The 16000-nt window shown below is 60.1% G+C and carries 12 protein-coding genes and 2 pseudogenes; 3 read left to right on the top strand and 11 right to left on the bottom strand.

Annotated features, from left to right (window positions below; all coding sequences use genetic code 11):
• Positions 1-79 precede the first annotated feature (79 nt).
• Positions 80-1024 (top strand): sulfonate ABC transporter substrate-binding protein, encoded by a 945-nt coding sequence (locus tag CWM52_RS13070; protein WP_100684504.1) that lies wholly within the window; start codon positions 80-82, stop codon positions 1022-1024.
• Positions 1025-1063: 39 nt separating this feature from the next.
• Here the strand turns inward: CWM52_RS13070 and CWM52_RS13065 are convergent, their stop codons facing one another.
• The 8 genes and pseudogenes from CWM52_RS13065 to ssuD form a co-directional block, all read right to left on the bottom strand.
• Entirely contained in the window at positions 1064-2287 is a 1224-nt protein-coding gene (locus CWM52_RS13065; protein ID WP_100684503.1) for an acyl-CoA dehydrogenase family protein, read from the bottom strand.
• A gap of 10 nt (positions 2288-2297) precedes the next feature.
• The gene (locus CWM52_RS13060) at positions 2298-3719 is read right to left on the bottom strand and encodes an MFS transporter (protein WP_100684502.1); all 1422 of its coding nucleotides are present in this window, start codon (positions 3717-3719) and stop codon (positions 2298-2300) included.
• Positions 3720-3888: 169 nt separating this feature from the next.
• The gene (locus CWM52_RS13055) at positions 3889-4767 is read right to left on the bottom strand and encodes a MetQ/NlpA family ABC transporter substrate-binding protein (RefSeq protein WP_100684501.1); all 879 of its coding nucleotides are present in this window, start codon (positions 4765-4767) and stop codon (positions 3889-3891) included.
• Positions 4764-5462: a methionine ABC transporter permease gene (locus CWM52_RS13050; protein ID WP_100684500.1), complete on the bottom strand. Its 699-nt coding sequence runs from the start codon at positions 5460-5462 to the stop codon at positions 4764-4766. The genes CWM52_RS13055 and CWM52_RS13050 overlap by 4 nt, the downstream gene beginning before the upstream one ends.
• A pseudogene (locus tag CWM52_RS13045) lies at positions 5459-6459 on the bottom strand (methionine ABC transporter ATP-binding protein). Before CWM52_RS13045 ends, CWM52_RS13050 begins: the two are co-directional and overlap by 4 nt.
• Positions 6456-7401 (bottom strand): annotated as a pseudogene (locus CWM52_RS13040) (LLM class flavin-dependent oxidoreductase). Before CWM52_RS13040 ends, CWM52_RS13045 begins: the two co-directional pseudogenes overlap by 4 nt.
• A gap of 71 nt (positions 7402-7472) precedes the next feature.
• Positions 7473-8870, bottom strand: a complete 1398-nt coding sequence (locus CWM52_RS13035) for an FAD/NAD(P)-binding protein (protein ID WP_100684499.1) — start codon at positions 8868-8870, stop codon at positions 7473-7475.
• A gap of 46 nt (positions 8871-8916) precedes the next feature.
• A complete protein-coding gene (gene ssuD, locus CWM52_RS13030) occupies positions 8917-10089 on the bottom strand; it encodes an FMNH2-dependent alkanesulfonate monooxygenase (RefSeq protein ID WP_100684498.1) in 1173 nt (390 codons plus the stop codon).
• Positions 10090-10360: 271 nt separating this feature from the next.
• On the opposite strand from ssuD, the gene CWM52_RS13025 reads away from it, so the two are divergent.
• On the top strand, positions 10361-12304 hold the full coding sequence (locus CWM52_RS13025; protein ID WP_100684497.1) for a sigma-54-dependent Fis family transcriptional regulator: 1944 nt from the start codon (positions 10361-10363) through the stop codon (positions 12302-12304).
• A gap of 120 nt (positions 12305-12424) precedes the next feature.
• Complete coding sequence (gene xni / locus CWM52_RS13020) at positions 12425-13186, top strand: flap endonuclease Xni (RefSeq protein ID WP_100684496.1); 762 nt, start codon at positions 12425-12427, stop codon at positions 13184-13186.
• A gap of 173 nt (positions 13187-13359) precedes the next feature.
• Here the strand turns inward: xni and rlmM are convergent, their stop codons facing one another.
• Genes rlmM through gcvA form a run of 3 tightly spaced genes read right to left on the bottom strand, consistent with a single transcriptional unit; the run spans position 13360 to position 15785 of the window.
• A complete protein-coding gene (gene rlmM, locus CWM52_RS13015) occupies positions 13360-14460 on the bottom strand; it encodes a 23S rRNA (cytidine(2498)-2'-O)-methyltransferase RlmM (RefSeq protein ID WP_100684495.1) in 1101 nt (366 codons plus the stop codon).
• The gene (locus CWM52_RS13010) at positions 14453-14848 is read right to left on the bottom strand and encodes a DUF423 domain-containing protein (protein WP_100684494.1); all 396 of its coding nucleotides are present in this window, start codon (positions 14846-14848) and stop codon (positions 14453-14455) included. The genes rlmM and CWM52_RS13010 overlap by 8 nt, the downstream gene beginning before the upstream one ends.
• A gap of 19 nt (positions 14849-14867) precedes the next feature.
• A complete protein-coding gene (gcvA, locus tag CWM52_RS13005) occupies positions 14868-15785 on the bottom strand; it encodes a glycine cleavage system transcriptional regulator GcvA (protein ID WP_015585849.1) in 918 nt (305 codons plus the stop codon).
• Positions 15786-16000 lie beyond the last annotated feature (215 nt).

Below are 16000 nucleotides of genomic sequence, written 5' to 3'. Positions count from 1 at the left end.
TATAAATGATAATTTAGTTATTTATTGGTTATAAAGACGATTTGTTACCTTACGCAAAACCGCTCAAGGAGAACGAATCATGCACAGATTATCCCGCGCCGCGCTGCTACTGCTGGCTGGCTTATCCACTTCCGCGCTGGCGAAAGCGCCGGAAACCGTCAACATCGGCTACCAGAAGGCCAATATCTTCGCCCTGTTGAAATATCGTGGCACCCTTGATGAAAGCTTCAAAAAGCAGGGAATCGCCGTGCGCTGGATTGAATTTCCCGCTGGCCCGCAGATGCTGGAAGGGCTGAACGTCGGCAGTATTGACCTGGCGGCCACCGGCGATGCGCCGCCGGCCTTTGCCCAGGCGGCACAGGCGGATCTGGTCTACCTCGCGCACTCGCCGGCCAACCCCAAAACTGAAGCCATCGTGGTGCCGGAAAACTCGACGATTCACAACGTGGCCGACCTGAAAGGCAAGCGCGTGGGGCTGAATAAAGGCTCTGACGTCAACTACCTGCTGGTCGCCGCGCTGGAAAAAGCCGGACTGAGCTATAAAGATATCACTCCGGTTTACCTGCCTCCGGCCGATGCCCGCGCCGCCTTCCAGCGCGGGGCCATTGATGCGTGGGTTATCTGGGATCCGTACCTTGCCGAAGTCGAAACCAATGCCAGGGCGCGACAGATCCGCAACGCTGAAGGGCTGGTGCCGCACTACACCTTCTATCTCGCCAGCCGCAAATTTGCCGAAAACCACCCTGAGACGGCAAAACAGGTGGTGGATGAGTTAAGTCAGCTAAGCGACTGGGCCAACACCCACCAGGAGGATGCCGCCGGCATTCTGTCAACCTCAACCGGGCTGGACAAGGCTATCTGGCTGAAAGCCCTTGCCCGCCTGCCCTACGGCGCTGAACGCATGACGCCTGAAGTGTATAACGAGCAGCAGGCGCTGGCGGATACCTTCACCCGTATCGGTCTGCTGCCGGTGAAGGTGGATGTACGCAGCGCCAGCTGGTCGCAGGATAAGCAGGATAAATAGCCCATACCGGCGACGGGCCTCCCGTCGCCTTCTCCGTTGTTACCCCTGCGCCTTTTCGCCATCGCCAATCTGCCAGATAAAGGTCGGCGCTTCGCCGTTGACCAGCCAGTTGCCGATATTGCGCGCTTTGTAGATAACCGGGTTATGCGAGGCCACGGTGCGCGCGTTGCGCCAGTGCCTGTCGAGCGCTTTCCCCACCCGGGTATCCGACGCGCCGAGGGCGTTAAACAACTCGGTCGCCGCGCGAGGCACCCACTCGCTGGCAACCACCTGCGCCTGCGCCGCTTCGACCTCCGCCAGCCGGTTGCGCTGCTCAATCAGCGCCTCATCGCCGCTGGCATGAACAATATAGGCCTGCTGTAAAGACTCCGCCGCCTGCAGTACCGCCGCGCGGGTCGCCCACGCCCAGCTGCTGATTTGCCCCACCACCTGCAGCACCTGAGCATCGTCGCGCGGCACGGCGGCATTGCCGTGGCTGTACATGCGGCGGCGTTTTTTCACCCCCTCGGCCGCGTCGCGCTCTACCGCCAGGCCGATTCCCGCCAGCGTCGCCAGTAAGATATGCTGATAGAAGGCGGTCTGGTAGCGAAAGCGCTCGGCAAAATCGTAGACATGCTCCTGCTCAACCTGCGCCTGCTTAAAGCGGGTGGTGCCGCTGCCGGTCAGACGCTGACCAAAGCCATCCCAGTCATCTTCCCGCTCAACGGCATTTTGCCGGGTGCTGACCAGCGCGATGACGTCGCCGTGGTTGTCGCTGCGGCGGGCAAAAACATCAATCCAGTCGGCGTACAGCGTTCCGGTGCTGTAAAACTTCTCGCCGTTTAAACGCCAACCGTGGTCATCCGGCGTCACCTGGGTCATCACCTCCCCAAGTTTAACCCCGCCCGTTTCGGTCCAGCCGCTGCCCACCAGCTCACCGTCGCGAAAACGTTGAAACCAGCGATCGCGCTGCGCGGAGTCCGGTTGATTCAGACGGTCTTCAACAAAGGCAAAATGGGCGCGCAGCGCCTGCGGCAGGTTGGAGTCAGCCTGGGCCAGCTCAATCAACAGGGCAATCAACTGCGGCAGCGATGCGCCCCAGCCGCCCTTTTCCCGCGGAATGCGCAGCGTGCCAAACCCCGCCTCCTTCAGCCAGCGAATCTGCTCATCGGGCAAAATACGCTGCTGTTCGCGGTTCGCCGCCCCCTGCGCAATACGGGAAAAAATTGGCCGGAAAGCCGCGGCCAGCTGTTCATAATCGGTGCCGGTAGAGAGTAATGTCATCATCTGTTCCTCAATGGTGGCTGTCGTCAATATCGTGACGCGTCGGCTCGTGGCGGACCGCAAGCAGGAAGAAAATCGGAATAATGGCGGCCAGCGACACCACCCAGAACATTTGCGTGCCGAGAGAGGCTTGCAGCAGCGGCAACACAAACAGCGCCAGCGCGCTGCCGATCCCGGAGAGCGCCCGGCTGAAACCGACGCCGGTGGCGCGAATCGCGGTGGGATAGGAGAGCGCCGGATAAATCATCAGTTGCGCGCCGGGGCCAACCCCCTCGGCAAACAGCCACAGCCCAAGCATCGCAATCGCCAGCACCACGCCGACGGTGGCCTGCGGCTGCCCGACGAGGGCAAGGACAATCAGGGCGATAAATTGCAGCGCAAACCCGGCAATCGCCACATGGCGCGACGGGTATTTCCACGCCAGATGCATCCCCAGCAACCCGCCGGTAAAGGCAAACAGCGCATTCAGTCCCAGCGAGGCGGAGAGGGTTTCAAACACCCCGGCGCCGAGAAACTGGGCGAGAATCGACGGCAGGAAGAAAGCGATGGCGGTGTACTCAAAGGCGATACAGATATTCATCACCCCGGCGACGATAGTACGTTCGCGGTACGGTTTTTCGAACAATACCCGGAAGCTCACTTTCGGCGGCGGCGCGCGATGTTCAGCCGGCGCCTCATGGGCGGCAATGCCGTAAGAGTCGCGCAGAATCCTCACCGCTGAAGTCAGGTCCCCCTGGTTTGCCGCCCACAGCGGCGACTCATTCATAAACTTGCTGCGCACGGCGATAATCAGCAGCGCCGGAACGGCGCCAAACAACAGCGAGGCGCGCCACAGCCAGTCGAGGTGCTCCTGTGGCAGCAGGAAATAGAGGCCGAAAATAATCAGAAAGCAGACCGTCGAGGCGGCATACCACATCGGGCACCAGGCGGCGAGGCGCGCCGCTTTATTACCCTTGCCGGTAAAACGGGAAAATTCAGCGAGATAGGACATAGCGACCGGCAGATCGATACCCACGCCGATGCCCATCAGGAAACGCGCGCCAATCAGCACCCAGACGTTGGGGGCCAGACCCGCAGCGATGGCCGAGACGACGAAAAACAGCATGTCGGCCATGAACACCGAATAGCGACCATATTTATCCGTCAGCCAGCCGCCGATCACGTTGCCAATAATGGTACCCACCATGATCGATGAGGTGACCAGACCGGTCAGCAGCGGCGAGAGCTGGAATTCACGCACTACGTCATCGATGCCGTAGGAGAGGGTGGTGAGATCATAGGCGTCGAGAAAGACGCCGCCGAGAGCGAGGAAGACAATCATCCGCGCATATTTAGCCTGTTCCTTGCCTGAATTGATCAGCCGCGCCACATCCCCGACGCTACTCACCGGTGCGGAGGCCACGCCGGGATTATCAACAGACAGCGTACTCATGTTTTCACCTTATTATGTTGTGCAGGTGATCGCAGTTATAGGCCGTCAGACGATAAAGTGAAACCAACAAAAACGCATATAAAAATCAATATATTCAATAAGTTAAAAAATAAAACAACAAAATCAGGACGTGCTTTCGCCCGTCCTGCAAGGTCATCGATTGGCAAATTTATTCCGCAGAAACCGGCACCAGCACATCCTTAACCAGCGGGTCGTCGGTGGTTTTCAACCAGCTCTGAATGCGCGGGTCGGAAAACGCCTTCTGCAATTTGACGATATTCTCCTGCGACAGATAAGGCGTCCCGATAACCAGCTGCGACGCAAAAGTCCGCGGTGCAGGCGGGAATAAGATGCCCTTCTCGCGCGGCACTTTTCCGGCATCAAACTGCGAGACATAGCCGATTGCCGCATCCACCGAATTGAGCGCCCGCGGCATGGTTAACAGGTCCAGCTCTTTGAAATGAAACTGATGCGGGTTGCCGACGATATTTTTCAGCTTCGCCGTACGCGGCTCCACCGCCGGGTCGAGCGTAATCAGGCCAATACGCTGCAGCAGCCACAGCGCCTGCCCCTGGTTGGCGCCGTCATCCGGCACCACGATCGTCGCCCCGTTCGGCAGATCCTTAACCGATTTATAGCGATCGGAGTAGATGCCAAAGGCCCACTGGAACACCGGCACCGTGGTGGAAAGCGCGAAGCCGTTGGCATCCACCACCTGCTTCAGCCACCATTGATGCTGATAGATGGTTCCGGCGTACTCCCCTTGCGCCACCGCGCGATCCGCCTGCACCGGATCCTGCACGCCCACCGCCTCCAGCTTGAGGCCATAATCCGGCGCAATATGCTGGCCGATGTACTCGATAATTCTCTGTTCGCCGGCCATCGCCGGTTCATAGTGGATTTTCAGGGTGGTGCCAAACACCACCTGCTGCGACTGGGCCTGTCCCCGCCACCACCAGAAGGCGACGGCCAGCGCCACTATCACCAGCAGCGCCGCCAGCCACGGCCAGCGACGGGCCTTACGTAATTCAAACGGTTCTGTTGTCATGAAGAGATCCCCTGCGTGTGGCGAAGTTTGGTGACCAGGCGGTCACCGAAAAATTGAATCAGCTGAATCGTGGCGATCAGCGCAATAATGGTGGCGATCATGATGTGGTTGTCGAAGCGCTGGTAGCCGTAAACCACCGCCAGATAACCGATGCCTCCCGCGCCGATGGTGCCGGCAATCGCGGAATATTCGATCATTGAGACCAGATTTAGCGTCACTGCCGCCACCAGCGCTGGCAGGGCTTCGCTCAACTGGGCGCTGCGGATAATTTGCCAGCGCGAGCCGCCGCAGACGATCCCCACGGCGGTGACCTCCGCCGGCAGTTCGCGCAGCGCGTTTTCCACCAGCCGGCCAAAAAACGGCACCCCGGCGGCAATCATCGGCACCACGGCGGCCGGGATGCCGATCGTCGTCCCGGTGAGCCAGAAGGTGAAGGGAATAATCGCCGCCATCAGCACCAGAAACGGCAGAGAGCGCCCCATATTCACCAGCCAGTTCAGTACCCGGTACAGCGCGACATGCGGGAATAATCCGCGCGGCGAGGCATTGAACAGCACCACCCCGACCACCCCGCCAAGGGTCACCACAAACAGCATCACAATGGCCACCATCAGCCAGGTTTCGCCATAGGCGGGCAGCAGCAGCGTATGGATCTCGCTCCAGGGGGTATCCTGGCTTATCACCGTGGGTTTCATACCGCCTCCTTGAGTTCCGGCGCGCCATCCAGCACCTGCGCCGCGATACCAAGCTGTGCCAGCAGCGCCAGCACCCGCGACGGCGGCAGCCGCTCCCCCTGGAAACGCACGCCCACCTGAAGCCTTCCCGCCAGCCGGTCGTTGATCAACTCAACGTGCCCCCCGAGCACATCTATCTGCAGGGCGAACTGCTGGCTCAGACGACTGATCCAGTCGGTCGCCACCGGAACATCCCAGCGATAGCTCAGCCGCAACAGCAGATCGCTGGCGACCGTAACCGGAGAGAGTGGCAGCAGCTGCTGGCCCAGCAGCGAATCCGGGCGCGCCAGCAGCTCTTTCACCTGGCCGGACTGGACAATCGCGCCATCGCGAATTTCCGCCACCGCATCCGCCGCCGCCCGTACCGCATCCATCTCGTGGGTGATCAGCACGATCGCCAGGCGGTATTCATCGCGCAGGCGTTTAAGCAAATTCAGCACCGTTGCGGTGGCCTGCGGATCCAGCCCCGAAGTGGCCTCGTCCGCCAGCAGCACCGACGGGCGCAGCGCCAGCGCACGCGCAATAGCAATCCGCTGGCGCTGGCCGCCGGAGAGCTGCGCCGGCCAGGCATCCGCCTTATGACTCAGCCCCACGCTTTCCAGCAGTTCGCCGACGCGGGCTTTAATATCGCGCTCGACCACCCCGAGGTATTCCAGCGGCAGGGCGATATTCTGCCAGGCCGTTTTACGGCTGAGCAGCGCGGAGGACTGAAAAACGGTGCCGATGGTGCGTCGCCGCTGAGCAACGACAGGTCGTTGCCGTTAACCCGAATACTGCCGCTGTCGGGGCGCTCCAGCAGACTGATAAGGCGCGCGAGGGTCGATTTTCCCGCGCCGCTCGGCCCGACCACCGCGGTGATCGAGCGGGTCGGCACCCGCAGCGACAGCCCCTTCAGCACCTCGCTGACCCGCCCGTCTGCGGTACGATAGCTTTTATGCAGGTTGTCGATTTCGATCATGTCACCTTCTCCTCTGTCCCGACGTCGATGCGGGCGCCACGCCGGTATCCGGCGCCCGGATGCGGCGCCACCAGCCGTGGCCCGGCGCCAAACAGTTTTTCGCGCAGGGTGCCTTCGCGATACTCCTGCTTAAAGACGCCGCGTTTTTGCAGTTCGGGAATAAGCAGTTCCACCACATCGCGGAAGGTTTCATGGGTGACGGCATACGCCAGGTTGAAACCGTCAACATCGGTCTCCTCAACCCACGATTGCAGTTCGTCGGCGACGGTTTGCGCACTGCCGACAATCAGCGGGCCGAAGCCGCCAATGCCGACCCAGTCGGCCAGCGCCTGCACCGTCCACTGGCGATCGGGATCGGCGGTGGAAAAGGCTTCAACCGCCGACTGAATGGCGTTGGTATGCAGGTATTTCAGCACCTGATCCGGCTGATACTGGCCGATCGAGATACTCATCGGCGTAGTCATAGCGCGCATCGTGATCGGTCTGCGCCTGATGACCAATGTTGCGCGCCCCGCTTTCCAGATACGAGGTGACGATGTTCCAGCCCACCCGGCCTTTGGTCAGGTGGTCAAGGGTCGAGAGACGGCGGGCAAACGGGTACGGGTGCTCAAACGACAGCGACGCGGTCAGGCCAAAGCCCAGATGCTCCGTCACCAGCGCCATCGGGGTAATCAACGCCAGCGGATCGTTCACCGGCACCTGCGTCGCCTGGCGAATGGCGGCATCGCCATTGCCATTCAGTACGTCATAAATCCCCAGCACGTCAGCAATAAACAGGCCATCAAACTTACCGCGTTCGAGCAGGCGTGCCAGGTCAACCCAGTAATCAAGGTCCTTATACTGCCAGGAGCGGTCGCGCGGATGGGTCCACAGCCCCGGCGACTGGTGGCCGACGCAGTTCATATCAAAAGCATTCAGGCGAATTTCACGTTGTGATGACATAGGGCTCTCCACGGTGCATTCCGTCAACGGAACGCACGCTTAATACATCAAAGAAAAAGGGGGAATGGGGGTTAGATCGTGGGACATCGGACGAATTGCCCAATCCCCAGCGCCTGTAAAGCTTCAGCGGCGACGGCGGCGGCATGGTCGGCCACCTGCGGCAGCCCCATCAGTTCGCCAAAATAGCCGCGCGCCGCCGGGCCAGAGATCAGCAGATTGGGCAACGCGCGCCCCTCGCGGCCAATCGCCCGGGAGTGAGCATCAACGTCCAGCCCAAGACCCAGCTTATCGGCGCGAATCAGACCGCGCCGGGCCAGTTCGCGCAGCAGCGGCTGGCTGTCGATCAACCCGCCGTGGGCCGGGCCGGTCGTCAGAATCAGGCTATCGACCGTCAGGGCAATGCGTGCACCTTCGCGCGCGGTCAGGGTCAGTCTCAAAGAACGCGCTTCGCTCTCCAGCGCCGTCAGCCGTGCGGCCAGCACCTTCAGACTTCCCTCGCGCTGACGTTGCTCAAGCACCTCGGCGACCTGCGGCGCAATGCGATAACGATGCACATCCCAGTAGCGCCGCAGATGACGCAGGAAGCGCTGACGGTCGGCAAACGTCAGACTCTGCCAGATGTGTTGTCCCTGCTGGCGCACCGCGTCGAGCACCACCTGCCAGGGAAGCCCCTGCTCTGCCGCGCGGGCAACATCGGCGCGCACCTGCCGCAGCCGCTGACGGAGCGAGCCCTGAGCGTACTCGCCCGGCCAGGGCGTCGCAGCGCCGCCGGTGTTGCCCCTGGACAGCAGACCGTGGCGCGAAAAGGCGCTAATCGGTCCGCGGTGGCCGAGCCGGGATAGTGTGGCGATGCAGTCCGCCATCGTCAGCCCGGTTCCCATCACCGCCACCCGCGCATCCGGGGCGATTGTCGCCAGACTGTCCGCGCGCCACGGGTTGGCAATCAGCGCCGGATGGTCGTGAAACGGCGCCGCCAGCCGCGGCAGCGCCGGCGGCGGATGGCTAATCGCCAGAATCAGCACATCGCTTTGCAGCCGACGACCGGTATCGGTAATGAGACCGCTTTCGTCAACGCTCAGCGCCTGTTCGCGCAGGTGAACCAGCCGTCCGCCGCTCGCCTGTACCGCCGCGGCAAAACGCTGGCTGACATAACGCCTAAACTGGCCGCGCTGGGGATACAGCGCGCCGTCTTCACGCCGCGCCAGCGGGTCGTCAGCAAAAGCAGGCTGACTACGGTACCAGCGGTCAAAAGCGCCCTCTTCCTCACCGGCCAACTGCATCCGCGAGGCGGGCACGTTGATGCGGTGGCTGGGTTCAGCGGTGGAATAGGCAACGCCCGCTCCGGGAACGGTACGCGGCTCCAGCAGCGTCACCCGTAGCCCTTGCGGCATCAGGCCAAGCAGATGAATCGCCACCGCCGCGCCGCTAAAGCCGCCGCCGACGATAACGATGTGAGGTTCAGCTGGCATAGACCACCGCCTTATGAAAGAAGAAGCGAAACATAGCGACCCCCGCTCAGCTGGCGCTGACCTGTTTTACCGGGCGCTTATCGCCGCCGATGGTTTCACCGAACGGCCCGGTATTGACACCGCGCGCCTTTGGCTGCGCGTTGCTGGCCAACGGCAGCAGCGGCATCACCAGCTCGGCAAAGCGGTGCGCCTCTTCCAGATGCGGGTAGCCGGAGAAGATAAAGTTAGTGATCCCCAGCGCCTGATATTCACGGATGCGCTCCGCCACCTGCTGCGGATTGCCCACCAGCGCCGTCCCCGCCCCGCCGCGCACCAGACCGACGCCGGCCCACAGATTTGGCGCGATACGCAGATTGTCGCGGGAACCGTTGTGCAGGGCGCTCATCCGCGCCTGGCCTGCAGAATCCATGCGCGCAAAAATCTTCTGCGCCTGGGCAATGGTGTCATCATCCAGGTGAGCGATCAGCCGGTCGGCGGCGGCCCAGGCCTCCTCTTCCGTTTCACGGACAATCACATGCAGGCGAATACCGTAGTGCAGGGTACGTCCACGGGCGGCGGCGCGTTCACTGACGATAGCCAGCTTTTCCGCCACTTTTTCCGGCGGCTCGCCCCAGGTTAAGTAGCTGTCGATATGCTCAGCGGCGACGTCGATGGCGTCGTCTGACGAGCCGCCAAAATAGAGCGGCGGACCATCTTCCTGCACCGGCGGAAACAGCACCTCCGCCCCTTCGACATGAATATGCTTGCCGCGATAATCCACCTTTTCGCCTTTCAGCAAACGGGAGTACACGTCGAGAAATTCGCGGGTCACCTGGTAGCGTTCACTGTGGTTGAGGAAGATCCCATCGCCTTTGTTCTCCACCGGATCGCCGCCGGTCACCACGTTGATCAGCAGCCGCCCCTCCGACAAACGATCGAGGGTGGCCGCCATTCGCGCCGCCAGCGTCGGCGGCTGTAGCCCAGGGCGCACCGCCACCAGATAGCGCAGGCGACGGGTCAACGGCGCCAGTGCCGACGCCACCAGCCAGGAGTCCTCACAACTTTTTCCGGTCGGAATCAGGACGCCGTAATAGCCAAGACTATCGGCGGCCAGCGCGACCTGCTGGAGATAAGGTAGATCCACCGGGCGGCCGCCTTCAGTGGTGCCCAGATAACGGCCATCGCCGTGGGTGGGCAAAAACCAGAACACATTGATCTTATCGTTCGCTTTCTGCGTCATTATCCATTTCCTATATAACCATATTCGATATTTATCGAAGAGATGTTTTAATTTGGTTATATGACTGTTAGCGATTATCGTGCCAACGACGAGATGAAAATAAATAAAACAAAATCAATACATTAAAAAACACACCCGGCGTCTCAGCTGTTGCAAATGCGTCAGCGCCTGCGTGGGCGCTGTCGGTTTTGCAGCAAACCGGTGGCGTCCCCCTCTGGTGTCTGCCGCCGGCAAAGGATAAGTTCAAAGCGTCATTTAACGGAGGTCCGCCATGCTCAATCCTGAATCCCTGTCCGATACGCCCGTGCTCATCGACCCGGCGTCGAAAGCATTTCAGAGCCTGCTGGATAAACTGGCGCCCACGGAAGCCACCGTGCTGATCGTCGGCGAAACCGGCACCGGTAAAGAGGTGGTCGCCCGCTATCTTCATCATCACAGCACGCGTCGCCACCAGCCGTTTCTTGCCGTTAACTGCGGCGCGCTGACCGAAAGCCTGGCGGAAGCTGAACTCTTCGGCCATGAAAAAGGCGCCTTTACCGGCGCGGTGCAGAGCCACCCCGGCTGGTTTGAAGCCGCCGAGGGCGGGACCCTGCTGCTCGATGAGATCGGCGAACTCAGCCTGCCGCTGCAGGTTAAGCTGCTGCGCGTGCTGCAGGAGCGGGAAATTACCCGCGTCGGTTCGCGCAAGGCCATCAAAGTGAATGTGCGGGTCATCGCCGCCACCCATGTCGATTTAGCCCAGGCGATCCGCGAACGCCGCTTTCGCGAAGACCTCTACTACCGTTTGAATATCGCCATTGTGCCGCTGCCGCCGCTGCGCCAGCGCCGCCAGGATATTCCTCAGCTGGCCAATCACTTTTTAACGCTATATGCCCGCCGCCTGGGCCGCCCGACCCGCCGCCTGGCGCCGGAAACGCTGGCGAGACTGATGGACTATCCGTGGCCCGGCAATATCCGCGAACTGGAAAATACATTACATAACGCAGTGTTACTCAGCAAAGAGGAGGAGATCACGCCCGCGCAGCTGCGGCTGAGCACGTTGCACGATACGCCGGCGACCGCCACGGACAACGAACTGGATAGTTTTATCTATCAGCAGCTTAACCAACCCGGCGAGGCGCTGTGGGAGCGCATGACCGGGGCGCTGATCCGCGGGGCGATGGCCCACTGCGATGATAACCAAAGTCAGGCGGCGGCGCTGCTGGGCATCAGTCGCCATACCTTACGCACGCAGCTGGCCAACATTGGACTGATTAAAAGCCGTCGGCGACCAGAAACCCCGCAGCGCCCGCTGTCCGGCGCCGTTTCCGCCGACCGCGAGTTACGAATTGGCTATCAGCGCTTTGGCAATCTGGGCATTTTAAAGGCCCGGCAGAGTCTGGAGAGCGCCTTCGCCCATCTCGGCGTCAGCGTGTTGTGGAGCGAATTTCCCGCCGGACCGCAGCTGCTGCACGCCCTCGCCTGTCACGAAATCGATTTTGGCACCACCGGCGAAGCGCCGCCGGTCTTTGCCCAGTCCAGCAACAGCGAGCTGGTGTACGTGGCGTGGGAACCGCCCGCGCCGCAGAGCGTCGCGATGGTTGTCCCGCAGCATAGCGCGATCCGCACAATTGCCGATTTGCGCGGGAAGCGTATTGCGCTGAATAAAGGGTCAAACGTGCACTGGCTGCTGTTGCAGATTCTCGAGGAGGCGGGGCTGGGCTTAAATGACGTCAGGATTGTCTACACCCCGCCCAAATACCCGCTGACCGCCAGCGACTATCTGGCGGTGGATGCCTGGATGATGTGGGATCCGCTGTTAAGCGACGCCGAACACACCGGGGAGCTACGGGTGGTGGCCAACGGCGAAGGTCGGGTGCAAAACCATCAGTTCTACCTGTCGCGCCGCGACTACGTGACGCGCCACGGCGATATCATGCAGCGCCTGCTGCACGAGCTGACGCAAACCGGGCAGTTTATCGATCGTCGGCGGGATGAAGCCGCCGGACTGCTGGCGGCGGAGCTGGGGATTAACGTCGGGTCGCTGTCCCTGGCGCTGGCCCGCCGCAGCCATCGCCCGCGGATGATGGACCTCAAAGTGATCCGCGCGCAGCAAACTATTGCCGACCGCTTTTATGCGCTGGGCCTAATCGGCAAGCCGGTGTCGGTCCGCGAAGCGGTCTGGTACGGCGAGGCCACCAACAGCGAAGCGGGCCTGCTGCTGCACGCCGATTAAGCCTCTTTGCGGCGCCTCTTCCCGAATCCCCCCGTGCCGATAGCCTCTCCGCCACGGCAATGATACCCTTAAGGTTCTGTGAATAAGGGCCGGTTTCGACAGGCTCGCCAGGAGGTATCTGTGGCCGTTCATCTGTTAATTGTCGACGCACTCAATCTGATCCGCCGCATTCATGCGGTGCAGGGGTCCCCCTGCGTTGACACCTGCCTGCACGCGCTGGAGCAGCTCATCGTTCATAGCCAGCCCACCCATGCCGTGGCGGTTTTTGATGACGAAGATCGCGCGCAGGGCTGGCGACACCAGCGCCTGCCGGAATACAAAGCCGGACGAGCGCCGATGCCAGAAACCCTCGACGCCGAAATGCCCGCCCTGCGCGCAGCCTTTGAGCAGCGCGGGATCCGCTGCTGGGCTTTAGCAGGCAACGAGGCGGACGACCTCGCCGCCACGCTGGCATGCAAAGTCGCCCATGCCGGGCATCAGGCGACGATCGTCTCGACCGATAAAGGCTATTGCCAGCTGCTGTCGCCGACGATTCTGATCCGCGACTACTTTCAGAAACGCTGGCTGGACGCCCCTTTCATCGCCAAAGAGTTCGGCGTCACGCCGGAGCAGTTGCCTGATTACTGGGGACTGGCGGGGATAAGCAGTTCAAAAGTCCCGGGGGTCGCCGGAATCGGACCGAAGAGCGCGGCGCAACTGTTAACGGAGTATCAGGATCTGGAGGGCATCTATGCTCAGCTGGCAGAGGTGCCTGAAAAATGGCGTAAAAAACTGGAAGAGCATAAAGAGATGGCCTTTACCTGCCGCGAGATAGCCCGCCTGCAGACCGATTTACAGCTCGACGGCAATTTACAGCAGCTGCGGCTGGCCCCCCAGGCGTAACAGACAGGGCGAAGCCGCCCACGTGATGTAGCCTGCAATCGTACAGGCCGGGATTGACCATCTGTGATGTGACGCACATTCTTTCGGATGCGCAGATAGCGGCAAAATAGCCGGCGAGGCAAGAGAGAAGAGAGCCCGGATAACGAAGCCGTTATCCGGGACGCGACGCGGGCTTAGCGTTCGTCGCGACGACCGCCAACGGCCGCCCACAGGCGACGGACGTGAACGGTCACTTCTTCACGGTCGTGATACAGCTGGCGCGCCTGGATCTGGGCATTAACCCCGTGTTCATCCAGCTGTTCCTGGATATAGGCGAGGTTACGCGACAGCTCTTCATAGCGCTTTTTCATCGGCAGTTTCAGGTTAAAGATGGTTTCCCGGCACCAGCCGTTCACCAGCCACTGCGCCATCAGCGCCGCCACTTTCGCCGGTTTCTCCACCATATCGCACACCATCCATGAGATGTTGTTGCGCGTTGGGCGATACTTGAAGCCATCTTCACGCAGCCAGGTCACCTGTCCGGTATCCATCAGACTCTGCGCCATCGGGCCGTTATCCACGGAAGAGACCCACATGTTGCGTTTCACCAGCTGATAGGTCCAGCCGCCGGGGCAGGCACCCAGATCCACCGCATACATCCCGTTGCCCAGACGCTCGTCCCACTCATCTTGCGGGATAAAGACGTGAAACGCCTCTTCCAGCTTCAGCGTAGAACGGCTCGGCGCATCGGACGGGAACTTCAGACGCGGGATCCCCATATAGAACGGCGAGTTGTTGGTGGTGTACGAGTAGCCGGTATAGCAGCAGCCGGGGGCAATAAAGAACACATGCACCACCGGGCGCTTCGGCGTTTCATAGTTAGTGAGCACGCCCGCGTCACGCAGCGCCGCGCGCAGCGGTACCGTCAGCTTACGGCAGAACTTCATCAGCTCTTTGCTTTCATTGGTATCGGCCACTTCCACCCGCAGATCGCCGCCCTTCTCGACCACGCCCTGCAGCATCCCGACGATCGGCGTGATGCGATCTTCCGGCGGCAGGTCGCGCAGCAGCTCGCCGGCTACAAACATCTGACGGGCGAAAACCAGCGAGCTGAACGGCAGTTCACGCACCAGTTTGTCGCCATCTTCCATCTGATAGCATTCAAAAATGACATAGCCAGAGTCTTCTTTCACTCGGGCAAAACCAAACACCTCAAGGCGGGAGGCCTTATCGGTAATTTCTGCTGCGCACTCCTTCTCAAACCCGGGGCGACAATAGAGGACAACCTTATTCATGAACAACGCCCTTACGTTTCAGACGAATTGCACCAATTAACATTAAAACCCAACCGGCGAGGAAGCTCACGCCTCCAACCGGCGTTACGAACGCCCACAGGCGTAAATGCGACAGCGCCAGGCAATAGAGACTGCCGCTGAACAAAACGGTACCGAGCGCCATAAAGACGCTGCTCCAGTAAAACCAGATACTGATACGGCGCTGCATCGCCACCGCCAGACCCAAAATAGCCAGGGTATGGAAGGCCTGGTACTCAAGCCCGGTATGAATCCAGGCCATTTCCGCCGCGCCTAACGACCGGCTTAACACGTGCGCGCCAAAGGCGCCCAGAGCAACAAAGATAAAACCGCTTATCGCGGTGAATATCAGCATAAAACGGCTGGTCATGTTTTTACCCTACAATCATTTATTGTTCGTAACGAAAACGAAATTTTTCTTGTTCGCTCGCCGCTTTCGCCAGTATCCATTGTCGGAAAGCGGCTATTTTACCCAGTTCAGCCTGACTGTCATGACAAACGAGATAAAACGCATTCTTACTGACCAGAACATCATTAAACGGGCAGACCAACCGGCCGGCCTCGATTTCGGACTGGGACATCACATTATTGGCCAGCGCGACCCCTTGCCCGTGAATAGCCGCCTGCAGCACCATCGCGCTGTGGCTGAAAATAGGCCCCTGCTGCACATTAATATGGCTTAGACCCAGCTGACGGGTATAAGTTTGCCAGTCGCGGCGGGAAGCATCGTGCAACAGCGTATGTTGCGCCAGATCCGCAGGGGTTTTCAATGCCTTGTCTCCGGTAAGCAGCGCCGGCGAACAGACGGGCAGCAGATATTCGGCGTACAATTTTTCGACACGCAGACCCGGCCAGTTTCCGCGACCGTAGAAAATCGCCACGTCGACGTCATCCGCCAGTTTGTCTTCCTGACGGTCCACGGCCTGGATTCTGACATCAATCCCCGGATAAGCTGAGTTAAAGCTTGAGAGTCGCGGCACCAGCCACTGGATAGCAAAACTGGGCAATAAACTCACCGTTAAGGCCCCTTTCGCGCTTCGCGCCTGCAGTTTACGCGTTGCCTCGGTCAGCTGCGAAAAAATCTCTTTAATATCCTGAAAATAGCTCTGGCCTTCTTCCGTCAGCAGCAGCGATCGATTGCGGCGGCGAAACAGCTTCAGCCCTAGAAAATCCTCTAGTGACTTGATTTGGTGACTTACTGCGGCCTGCGTCACAAAAAGCTCATCTGCTGCGCGAGTGAAGCTTAGATGACGTGCGGCGGCATCAAAAACACGTAATGCATTCAGGGGCGGTAATCGCTTTGACATGGTTATTCTGGCTTAGATGTTAAGGCGCTTTAACAAACAGGAAACAACAGTTAACCTATTAGTTTTTTTTATCTGAGCCATTATAATTTGTCCGTTGAGGTTCTACCAGCAAATACCTATAGTGGCGGCACTTCCTGAGCCGGAACGAAGAGCTTTTTTTTGGAATGCGTGTTCCAACAAGCTTTTGGCTTACGGTTGTGATGTTGTGTTGTTGT

Origin of the sequence: Raoultella sp. T31, from assembly GCF_002806725.1 — a bacterium.
GTDB classification, from domain to species: Bacteria; Pseudomonadota; Gammaproteobacteria; order Enterobacterales; family Enterobacteriaceae; genus Klebsiella; species Klebsiella electrica.
The sequence above is the reverse complement of the archived record's forward strand: the minus strand, read 5'-3'. Positions and strand labels throughout refer to the sequence as shown.

Excerpts from the sequence above, each read along its gene's own strand:
- CWM52_RS13070 (WP_100684504.1), top strand. The coding sequence starts at position 80 with ATGCACAGATTATCCCGCGCCGCGCTGCTACTGCTGGCTGGCTTATCC.
- CWM52_RS13065 (WP_100684503.1), bottom strand. The coding sequence starts at position 2,287 with ATGACATTACTCTCTACCGGCACCGATTATGAACAGCTGGCCGCGGCT.
- CWM52_RS13060 (WP_100684502.1), bottom strand. The coding sequence starts at position 3,719 with ATGAGTACGCTGTCTGTTGATAATCCCGGCGTGGCCTCCGCACCGGTG.
- CWM52_RS13055 (WP_100684501.1), bottom strand. The coding sequence starts at position 4,767 with ATGACAACAGAACCGTTTGAATTACGTAAGGCCCGTCGCTGGCCGTGG.
- CWM52_RS13050 (WP_100684500.1), bottom strand. The coding sequence starts at position 5,462 with ATGAAACCCACGGTGATAAGCCAGGATACCCCCTGGAGCGAGATCCAT.
- CWM52_RS13035 (WP_100684499.1), bottom strand. The coding sequence starts at position 8,870 with ATGCCAGCTGAACCTCACATCGTTATCGTCGGCGGCGGCTTTAGCGGC.
- ssuD (WP_100684498.1), bottom strand. The coding sequence starts at position 10,089 with ATGACGCAGAAAGCGAACGATAAGATCAATGTGTTCTGGTTTTTGCCC.
- CWM52_RS13025 (WP_100684497.1), top strand. The coding sequence starts at position 10,361 with ATGCTCAATCCTGAATCCCTGTCCGATACGCCCGTGCTCATCGACCCG.
- rlmM (WP_100684495.1), bottom strand. The coding sequence starts at position 14,460 with ATGAATAAGGTTGTCCTCTATTGTCGCCCCGGGTTTGAGAAGGAGTGC.
- CWM52_RS13010 (WP_100684494.1), bottom strand. The coding sequence starts at position 14,848 with ATGACCAGCCGTTTTATGCTGATATTCACCGCGATAAGCGGTTTTATC.
- gcvA (WP_015585849.1), bottom strand. The coding sequence starts at position 15,785 with ATGTCAAAGCGATTACCGCCCCTGAATGCATTACGTGTTTTTGATGCC.